Genomic DNA, 10086 nt, shown 5'->3' with positions numbered 1-10086 from the left:
ATTATAACTTCAAATAATTACACTTACAGTAATGTTGTAATATTCCCCCTCAGTCTCTGAAATCCTGCAAAGATAACTCGTCAAAATATGCAGTGACCAAATTAATATTTACCGTCAACTTTTGACAAAATTTATAAAGGACATTTCAGTACATATCAAGAATTAAGAATAAGAAGATATGTAAGGGAGGATGCATTATGACTGAACAAGTTTTATTTTCTGTTAGTGAAAACGGCGTTGCGACAATTACTTTAAACCGTCCAAAAGCACTTAATTCTTTATCTTATGACATGTTACAACCTATCGGACAAAAACTTAAAGAGTGGGAACACGATGAGCGTATTGCACTTATCGTGTTAAAAGGAGCTGGCACAAAAGGTTTTTGTGCAGGAGGCGACATTAAAACTCTTTATGAAGCGCGTTCCAATGAAGTGGCATTGCAACATGCAGAACGTTTTTTTGAAGAAGAGTATGAAATTGATACATATATTTATCAATATACAAAACCGATTATTGCTTGTTTAGATGGAATTGTAATGGGCGGTGGTGTCGGTCTTACAAATGGTGCGAAGTATCGCATTGTAACTGAGCGTACGAAATGGGCAATGCCAGAGATGAATATTGGCTTCTTCCCAGACGTCGGAGCTGCATATTTCTTAAATAAAGCGCCTGGATATACAGGACGATTCGTTGCTTTAACAGCATCTATTTTAAAAGCTTCTGACGTATTATTTATTAATGCTGCTGATTACTTTATGACATCTGATTCATTACCAGAGTTTCTTACTGAACTTGAAAGTGTAAATTGGCATAAAGAAGATGATGTACATACTAATTTAAAAGAAGTTATTCGTACATTTGCAACTGCTCCAAACTTAGAAAGCGAGCTCGCTCCTTCATTAGAAGTAATCAATTCACATTTTGCTTTCGATACAATTGAAGAAATCATCCATTCATTGGAGAAAGATGAAAGTTCCTTTGCTCTAAAAACGAAAGAAACACTGTTATCAAAATCCCCTATTTCACTAAAAGTAACATTAAAACAGTTTATTGATGGAAAAGATAAATCCGTTGAAGAATGTTTCGCTACGGACCTTATACTTGCTAAAAATTTCATGCGACATGAAGATTTCTTCGAGGGAGTACGCTCCGTTGTCGTTGATAAAGATCAAAATCCGAATTATAAATATAAACAGTTAAGTGACGTTTCAGAAGAAGATGTGAATCGTTTCTTTAACTTACTTAATGCATAAAATGAAATTGTCATGAGGGGATGTTTTGTTCATCCCCTACCTAACTTCTTTGCTTCAGCTAAATCTTGTGCGGTGAAAATCTTACTACCCGCAAATAGCGGTATAAAATCGAAGCTATATAGTAGTGTAATTACAGCTACTATATAGCCTTTTTTATTTAATTATTTTTAACAAAATTTAATTTTATTAAATCCATTTTTGTGCTACACTGATTTTAATCAAATATTCTAAAAATAAAAAGGAGGGGCGGCTATGATAGAAAATTATCTTCTTTTCATCATTATGTCTATTTGCCTTATCATTTTACCTGGTCCAGATACAGCAATGGCTACGAAAAATACATTGGTTGCTGGTAAAGTCGGTGGAGTGAAAACAGTGTTTGGTACATGTATTGCACTATTAATTCATACTTTAGCTGCTGTAATTGGTCTTTCTGCACTTATTGTAAAGTCAGCTCTTTTATTTTCTATTTTCAAGTACGTTGGGGCTCTATATTTAATTTATATTGGTATTAAAGCCCTTTTAGCAGTAAGAAATAAAGAAGGCATTGATACGAACGATATATCTTTAAATAATGAAGATGAACACACCTCTTGCTTTCGACAAGGGTTTCTTACGAATTTATTAAACCCTAAAGTTGCAGTATTCTTTTTAACGTTTTTACCGCAATTTTTAAATCCAAATCATAATACGTTTATCCAACTACTCGTAATGGGCCTTACTTACCTCGTTTTAACAGCCATTTGGTTCGCTTTTTATATATTTTTAATTGATAAAATTAGTGCTTTTATGAAAAAACCGAAGACGCAGCGTTATATTCAAGGGTTAACGGGAGTCGTCTTAATTGGTTTTGGTATTAAACTTGCTTTTGAAAAAAGTAATTAACAAGATGAAAACCACCACTATTAATAGTGGTGGTTTTCATTTAATAACTAATTTGGCTGTTTATTTTATATTAAAACCAGCGCTCAGTTACAACTTTTTTACGTGTATAGAATTGAACGCCATCTGTACCATTTGTACCTAAATCACCAAAGAATGACGCTTTATTTCCTGCAAATGCGAAGAATGCCATTGGTGCTGGGACATTTACGTTTACACCGATCATACCAGCATCGATATTATCACGGAACGTTTGTGCATGTTTACCGTTTGACGTATAAATAACTGCACCATTTGCAAATTTAGATTGATTTGTTAGTTTAATACCTTCTTCTAAATCTTTAACTCGTACAATGCTTAATACTGGAGCAAAAATCTCATCTTGCCAAATTTTCATTTCTTGATTCACGCCATCAAAGATTGTCGCACCTACAAAGTAACCTTCTCCAACTTCTTCATTAATTTTACGGCCATCTACTAATAAAGTTGCCCCATCTGCTACACCGCTATTAATGTAGCCTAAAACGCGCTCTTTATGAGATTCACGGATTAATGGTCCAACATAGTTCTCTTCGTTAAAGCCATCGCCTACTTTTAATTTTTTCGTTTCTGCTACTAATACATCAATGAATTCATCAGCAATTTCATCCACTACTGCTACTACTGAGCATGCCATGCAGCGCTCTCCACTACTTGCAAATGCAGATCCAATTACACCTTGTACTGTTTTCTCAAGATTGCAATCTGGCATTACAATCGCATGGTTTTTCGCACCTGCTAACGCTTGTACACGTTTTCCGTGTTTCGTACCTGTTTCATATACGTAACGGGCTACCGGCTCAGAGCCAACGAACGAAATAGCCTGAATATCTTTATTTTCTAAAATGCTATTTACAACATCTTTTCCGCCTTGTACTAAATTTAATACGCCTTTTGGGAAACCTGCTTCATAGAATAATTCTACAAGTCGCTCCGCTAAAAGTGGCGTTCTTTCAGATGTTTTTAATACGAATGTATTACCGCAAGCAATTGCAAGTGGGAACATCCATAACGGAATCATCATCGGGAAGTTAAACGGCGTAATACCAGCAACAACTCCAATTGGGTAGCGCCAAATCGATCCATCAATTCCGCTAGCGATATTCGGAAGTGCTTGACCCATCATTAAATTTGGCGTAGATGTTGCAAGTTCTACCGCTTCAATACCACGCTGTACTTCACCTGTTGCATCCGTTAGCGTCTTACCATTTTCTAGCGTAATGATTTTTGCAAGCTCATCTTTGTTTTCTTGTAATAGCTGTAAATATTTATATAAATTTCTTGAACGATTTGGAACTGGTACTTTAGACCATGTTTCGAATGCTGCTTTTGCCGCTTCAACAGCTTTTTCAACATCTTCTTTTGGAGATAGTGGAACGTAAGCGATAATTTTTCCAGTCGCTGGATTTGGAACTGCTTCTACTTCCGTACCTGTCGATTCAACCCACTCACCGTTAATGTGATTTTTTACTCGTTTAATTTCAGTTGTAATCATTGTATTCTCTCCTTTGTATAATTTATTTTTGATTAGAAATTAATTGCTCGCTAACTTTCTTATATAAAGCAGCCATATCGTTTTCACCATATCCAGCTTGACTCGCTTCGTCATATACGTTTAATAACATTTCGCTTACCGGTAAATGGAGTTCGCTTTCCTTAGCTAAGTCAACTGCAAATCCTAAATCTTTCTTCAATAAGTTCACAGTAAATCCTGGCTCGTAGTTTTCAGGTGCTATAAAACTTTTATAATTACGTTCATAAATTCTACTTTGACCGTAACTTACATTTAAAATATCAAACATTTTATCTAAATCCATATTGTTCTTTTTCGCTAATGTTAAAGCTTCACTCACACCAGCTGTATAAAAACCAATTAATAAGTTATTAATTAACTTAACAGTTGTACCACTATCAATCTGCTCACTAACGTGGAAAATGTTCGCGCCTAGTACGCCCATGATAGATTCCGTTTTCTCATATACCTCTTTTGATCCACCAACCATAAACGTTAATGTTCGGTTTTCGGCTCCGATTACACCACCGCTCACAGGTGCTGCTAAAAAGTCTACTTTCTTTTCCTTTGCAGCTTCCTCTAATTGTTTGTTTAACTGCGGCGATACCGTACTTGTATCAATGAAAACTATATTCGAGTGACCATTTTCAAATAATCCTTCTGCTCCAAAATATACCGCTTCAACAGCGCGAGGTGAAGGTAAACTTGTAAAAACTACATCACATGTTTCTGCTAGTTTTGAGATTGATAGACCGATAATTCCGCCTTCTTTTTCAAAGGACGCTTCCGCCTCTTTATTTAAGTCCACGCCATATACTGTGTAACCTGATTTAACTAGATTTTTTGACATTGGAAGACCCATGTTACCTAAACCGATAAAACCAATCTTTTTCATATCGCTTTCCTCCTATTTACACAATATATTTCCCACGATTTATAATAGCTTTCGCAATTTCTCTCTTCTTCGTAAATACGTTCGTGTATAAAGGTACTAATAATTGACGGATTTCAGCTAAAATCACATTTCTATCTTGTTCTTCTGTGACAGCTGCTGAAAGTACAGAAATCGCCGCTTCTTCTACTTTACGGTATCCTTCTTCACAAATAACATCCGTTATGAGTTGCTTCGTACGTTCTTTTTCCTCTCCATTTTTACGTACTGCTTTTCTCGTACGTAAAAACGCTGATTCCATGATGTACACGTCCGTCAACATATTTGATATTACACGTGAATATTCTTGTTCTTGGTCAATTTTTAGACCTGGAGTTTTAGAGAGCGTTTTCAAAGATTGTTTCAACAATTTTTTCGCTAATAAAATGTAACGATGGTTTCTTTCTACATTTGCTACATCACTTTCTACTTCAGTGTCTTCTAATTGTTCGATTTGCTTCATTAACATTTTAGCAACTGTTAATCTATTAATTTCGTTCGTTCCTTCAAAAATACGACTAATTCTTGCATCACGATATAATCGTTCTACCTCATACTCTTGCATATAACCGTAACCACCATGAATTTGTACAGCTTCATCTACGATATAAGCAAGTGTTTCAGAAGCATTTACTTTATTCAGTGCACATTCAATTGCAAATTGGGACATTTTCTTCATAAGATCTTCATCGCTCTCATGAATTGCTTCATCGATTACACCTGCTGTACGATAAGCTGCACTTTCTGCTCCATATGTAGCAATGATCATATTTGCAATTTTCTCTTGAATCATCGTAAAGTCTACTAATTCCGTTTGGAACTGTTTTCGCTCTTTTCCATATTGAACCGACAAACCAATTGCTTGTTTTGCTGTTCCAATATTTCCAAAAGCAAGTTTAAGTCTAGCAAAGTTAAGAATATTAAGGGCTACGTGATGCCCTTTCCCAACTTCCCCTAAAACATTTTCAGCAGGGATGACAACATCTTCTAAAATAAGAGTCGCTGTTGAAGAACCTTTAATCCCCATTTTCTTTTCTTCTAATCCAATAGATACACCTTCACATGTTCTTTCGACAATAAACGCTGTCATTCCTTTATTTGTCTTCGCAAAAACAACGTATACATCTGCCATATGAGCATTTGTAATCCATTGCTTCTCACCATTTAACTTCCAAGCTGTTCCCTCTTCATTCAATACGGCGCTTGTTTTTGCGCTTAATGCATCCGAACCAGCATTTGGCTCCGTTAAAGCATAAGCCCCAATCCATTCTCCCGATGCGATTTTCGGTAAATATTTTTCTTTTTGCTCTTTCGTTCCATAATATATGTAAGGCAATGTACCGACACCAGCGTGTATATTAAAAGAAACGCTAAACGCACCAGCGTAACCCATTTTCTCTGCTACAAGACCTGAGACAGCCTTTCCTAACTCGAACCCGCCATAATCTTCTGGTACCTCAATGCCTAATAATCCAAGTTCCCCAGCTTTCTCAAATAATTGACGAGAAACTTTATAGTTATGTTGTTCAATATTCTCCATTTGTGGAACAATTTCTTGTTTAACGAATTGTTCTGTCGTTTTTGCGATTAAATCTTCATCACCTGAAAAATCTTCTGGTGTAAAGTAAGTATGATTTATATCTTTATTAAGTGAAAAAAATTCATCCCATGGTAACTTCGTTTTCTCCATATGTATCCCCCTATCATTCGGCTTTCATAGCTTTTTGCTTATGCTCGTCTACGATGAGTGGAATATCTTTTTTGAAAATAGAAGGCGATGATTTTTCACATCAAGCATTTTATTTTGCCAAAGATGTATTTTCATCGCCTTCGCTGCTTTATCTATTGATCTTCTGATAATACTGTTTTTGCAATACCAGTATCTAACTCTTCAAAGTCATGATATGAAATTGTTTCGTATAATTCACTTCTCGTTTGCATATTAGAAAGTGCATCTTTTTGAGAACCTGTTTCTTTAATTAAAGCAAACACATTTTCATACGCTTTCGCTGCAACGCGAAGTGAAGTTACAGGATAAATAACCATTTGGAAGCCCATATTCGCAAATTCCTCTGCACTATAATATGGAGTTTTTCCGAATTCAGTCATATTCGCAAGCAAAGGTGCATTTATCTTACTATTAAATAGACGGAATTCTTCCTCTGATTGAAGCGCTTCAGGGAAAATTGCGTCTGCACCTGCTTTTACATATGCATTTGCTCTTTCAATTGCTTCATCTAATCCTTCAACGCCGCGAGCATCAGTACGTGCTACAATGTATAAGCTCGGTGCAACTTCTTTAATCGCTTTAATTTTTCGAACCAATTCTTCTGTAGTAACAAGTTTTTTACCATTTAAATGTCCACATTTTTTTGGTAATTGCTGATCTTCAATTTGGACAGCTGCTACTTTCGCTTCCACCATTTCTACAGCTGTTCTCGCTACATTTAGTACACCACCAAATCCTGTATCAATATCAACAAGAACCGGTAAGTCTGTAGCTCTTACTAAATCTCTTGCTCTCTCAGCCACTTCAGTAGACGTCACGATACCTAAATCTGGTAAGCCTTTACTTGCAGTATAAGCAGCTCCTGATAAATAAAGAGCTGAAAAACCTGTATTTTTTGCAACTAAAGCCGCCATTGCATCATGAGCACCTGGAATTTGCAAAATTTCATTTGCTTCTACTAAAGCTCGGAATCGATTCGCAAGCTCCTCTTGTGTTGACTGCTTTTTCACAACCCAAGCCATTCTAAATTCCCCCTATTATTAAATTAAGAATAGATCTACAAATTCGTTTACATTCATATTTTCTAGTTTTTCTTCATTTAAACAAACTTCATGAATTTGTTCTTGTTGCTTACTAGAATAATGACCTGCCATATTTGCAGTGAATTTTTGAACAACTTTTGGAATTGCTTCGTCTCTACGGAAGCGGTGACCAAGTGGATATTCACATTCCACATTTTCTGTTACTGTGCCATCTTTAAAGTGAACTTGAACAGCGTTGGCGATTGAGCGCTTGTTCGGGTCAAGGTAATCTAAACTGTACTGTTTGTTTTCAACAACAACCATCTTATTACGTAATTCATCCACACGTGGATCGTTTGCTACTGCATCTTCATAATCGTCTGCAACGATATCTCCTTTTAATAAACCAATTGCCGTAATGTATTGTAAGCAATGATCACGATCAGCTGGGTTATTTAATGGACCTTCTTTATCAATAATACGAATTGCTGATTCATGAGTTGTAATTGTAATACGGTCAATTTCATCTAATCTCTCTTTAATTTCCGGATGCAACTTCACTGCACATTCTGCAGCCGTTTGTGCATGGAATTCTGCTGGATATGACACTTTAAATAATACATTTTCCATTACATATGACTCTAGTGGTCTTGCTAATTTTAATTCTTGTTTATTGAATAATACATCTTGGAATCCCCATCCTGGCGCAGATAATGCTGTTGGATAACCCATTTCACCTTTTAGAGCAGTCATTGCAAGATGAACACCGCGGCTCGTTGCGTCACCTGCAGCCCATGATTTACGTGAGCCCGTATTTGGAGCATGACGATATGTACGAAGACTAGAATTATCAATCCACGCATGTGATAATGCATTAAAGATTTCTTCACGTGTTCCGCCAAGCATTTTCGCAACTACTGCAGTTGTTGCTACTTTTACATATAATACATGGTCAAGACCAACTCTGTTTAAGCTGTTTTCTAAAGCAAGCACGCCTTGAATTTCATGTGCTTTAATCATCATTTCTAATACTTCACGTACTTTTAAAGCTTCTTTTCCTTCTGAAATACGAACACGGCTAATATAATCTGCAACTGCTAAAATTCCGCCTAGGTTATCAGATGGATGTCCCCACTCTGCTGCAAGCCAAGTATCGTTATAGTCTAACCAACGGATCATACATCCGATATTAAATGCACCTTTTACTGGATCTAGTACATAAGACGTACCTGGTACACGTGTACCATTTGGCACGATTGTTCCTGGCACAACTGGTCCTAGTAATTTCGTACATTCTGGATATTGCAGTGCTAAAATTCCACATCCAAGTGTATCAAGTAATACGTAACGAGCTGTACTGAATGCTTCTGCACTAGTAACCTCTTTATTTAATACATAATCGGTAATCTCTTCTAATAATGCATCTTTTTGCTTAATTTCATTTGTTTTAATCATGCTATTCTTCCCTTTCTGTCGAAAATTCGTTATTATTAATGATGGGTGTCGGTCAAACACCCATCTGGCGGGCGGCGCTAACAACTCCCCAGTTGTTCTTATTTACTAAGTACATGTCGCTCGCCAATATAATTTACACGAGGACGGAACAAACGATTATTTGCATGTTGCTCAATAACGTGCGCACATAACCCCACTGTTCTAGAGCTAAAGAAGATTGGTGTGTAAAGTTGAATTGGAATACCTAGCATCCAATATACTGGAGCTGCATAATAATCAAGATTTGGATAAATTCCTTTTTCTTTTTCCATAATCTTTTCTCCAGCTTCACACATTTCATATAGTGTATAATCACCTTTTACATCACATAACTGTTTTAAAGCTTCCTTCATCATAAGTGCTCTTGGATCCATCTTCTTCATATAAACACGGTGTCCAAAGCCCATAATTTTTTCTTTGTTATATAGTTTCTTCTGTAATAACTCTTCAAATTTCTCAACATTACCAGCTTCTAAAAGCATGTACATAACCGCTTCATTTGCACCGCCATGTAAACTTCCTTTTAAAGATGCAACTGCACCTGTTAAAGCACCGTATAAATCTGATTGTGTTGATGCAATAACGCGAGCTGTAAATGTAGAGTTTGGCATTTCATGCTCACTATATAAAACAAGGGAACGATCAAAGATCTTTTCCTCAAGTTCAGTTGGTTTTTTACCAGTTAACATATAGAAGAAATTCGCACTATAAGATAATTCTTTAAGAGGTTCAATTGGCTCCTCATTATTTAAAATATGATAGCTATTTGCTACAATGTTTGGCACTTTACTTAACAGCTTGTACCCTCGGCTTTTATTCACTTCTAACGAGCGGTTTTCGATATCATTATCGTAACCAGCTAACGCTGACACACCTGTACGTAATCCATCCATGGGATGCGTCTCTTTAGGCAATGCCTTTAGTACGTTGAATACACCTTCTGGTACTGCATATTCTTCTTTTAATTTCTTTTCAAGTGTTACTTTTTCATCTTCATTCGGTAGGTGTTCCTCCAATAAAAGGTGCACAATGTCTAAATACTCTTTTGTTTTTGAGAGTTCGATTAAGTCATACCCTTGAATTACAATTTCACCTTTTACTGTGTCAAGAAACGAGATTTTCGTCTCCGCTGCCACTATACCATCTAATCCCGGGGAAAATTTCTCTTCAGCTTTCATCATTATTTCCTCCAATCCTAATAGATCTTCGTGCACATAACTGTA

The 10086-nt window shown here is 36.2% G+C and carries 8 protein-coding genes; 2 read left to right on the top strand and 6 right to left on the bottom strand.

Features of this window, described 5'->3' with window-relative positions:
- The first annotated feature begins 197 nt into the window (after positions 1-197).
- A complete protein-coding gene (locus ACQGSG_RS22945; RefSeq protein ID WP_000139776.1) occupies positions 198-1253 on the top strand; it encodes an enoyl-CoA hydratase/isomerase family protein in 1056 nt (351 codons plus the stop codon).
- A 252-nt stretch (positions 1254-1505) separates the two neighbouring features.
- On the top strand, positions 1506-2138 hold the full coding sequence (locus tag ACQGSG_RS22940) for a LysE family translocator (RefSeq protein WP_000572358.1): 633 nt from the start codon (positions 1506-1508) through the stop codon (positions 2136-2138).
- A 70-nt stretch (positions 2139-2208) separates the two neighbouring features.
- Here the strand turns inward: ACQGSG_RS22940 and ACQGSG_RS22935 are convergent, their stop codons facing one another.
- The 6 genes from ACQGSG_RS22935 to mmgD all read right to left on the bottom strand — a co-directional run bounded on the left by ACQGSG_RS22935 (position 2209) and on the right by mmgD (position 10044).
- The gene (locus ACQGSG_RS22935) at positions 2209-3669 is read right to left on the bottom strand and encodes a CoA-acylating methylmalonate-semialdehyde dehydrogenase (protein ID WP_065704214.1); all 1461 of its coding nucleotides are present in this window, start codon (positions 3667-3669) and stop codon (positions 2209-2211) included.
- Between the two features lie 22 nt (positions 3670-3691).
- On the bottom strand, positions 3692-4582 hold the full coding sequence (locus ACQGSG_RS22930; protein WP_000719408.1) for an NAD(P)-dependent oxidoreductase: 891 nt from the start codon (positions 4580-4582) through the stop codon (positions 3692-3694).
- A gap of 16 nt (positions 4583-4598) precedes the next feature.
- The gene (locus ACQGSG_RS22925; protein ID WP_000415991.1) at positions 4599-6308 is read right to left on the bottom strand and encodes an acyl-CoA dehydrogenase family protein; all 1710 of its coding nucleotides are present in this window, start codon (positions 6306-6308) and stop codon (positions 4599-4601) included.
- A gap of 152 nt (positions 6309-6460) precedes the next feature.
- On the bottom strand, positions 6461-7369 hold the full coding sequence (gene prpB, locus ACQGSG_RS22920; protein WP_426948102.1) for a methylisocitrate lyase: 909 nt from the start codon (positions 7367-7369) through the stop codon (positions 6461-6463).
- Between the two features lie 18 nt (positions 7370-7387).
- Positions 7388-8824, bottom strand: a complete 1437-nt coding sequence (prpD, locus tag ACQGSG_RS22915; protein WP_000598123.1) for a 2-methylcitrate dehydratase — start codon at positions 8822-8824, stop codon at positions 7388-7390.
- Positions 8825-8922: 98 nt separating this feature from the next.
- On the bottom strand, positions 8923-10044 hold the full coding sequence (gene mmgD / locus ACQGSG_RS22910) for a citrate synthase (protein ID WP_002041090.1): 1122 nt from the start codon (positions 10042-10044) through the stop codon (positions 8923-8925).
- Between the last annotated feature and the right edge of the window lie 42 nt (positions 10045-10086).

The sequence above is a fragment of the Bacillus sp. GMa5/1 genome, from assembly GCF_050172015.1.
GTDB lineage: Bacteria > Bacillota > Bacilli > Bacillales > Bacillaceae_G > Bacillus_A > Bacillus_A cereus.
This window is presented reverse-complemented; position numbering and strand designations above follow the sequence as displayed.

Coding starts and splice junctions, on each gene's coding strand:
- ACQGSG_RS22945 (WP_000139776.1), top strand. CDS start 198: ATGACTGAACAAGTTTTATTTTCTGTTAGTGAAAACGGCGTTGCGACA.
- ACQGSG_RS22940 (WP_000572358.1), top strand. CDS start 1,506: ATGATAGAAAATTATCTTCTTTTCATCATTATGTCTATTTGCCTTATC.
- ACQGSG_RS22935 (WP_065704214.1), bottom strand. CDS start 3,669: ATGATTACAACTGAAATTAAACGAGTAAAAAATCACATTAACGGTGAG.
- ACQGSG_RS22930 (WP_000719408.1), bottom strand. CDS start 4,582: ATGAAAAAGATTGGTTTTATCGGTTTAGGTAACATGGGTCTTCCAATG.
- ACQGSG_RS22925 (WP_000415991.1), bottom strand. CDS start 6,308: ATGGAGAAAACGAAGTTACCATGGGATGAATTTTTTTCACTTAATAAA.
- prpB (WP_426948102.1), bottom strand. CDS start 7,369: ATGGCTTGGGTTGTGAAAAAGCAGTCAACACAAGAGGAGCTTGCGAAT.
- prpD (WP_000598123.1), bottom strand. CDS start 8,824: ATGATTAAAACAAATGAAATTAAGCAAAAAGATGCATTATTAGAAGAG.
- mmgD (WP_002041090.1), bottom strand. CDS start 10,044: ATGATGAAAGCTGAAGAGAAATTTTCCCCGGGATTAGATGGTATAGTG.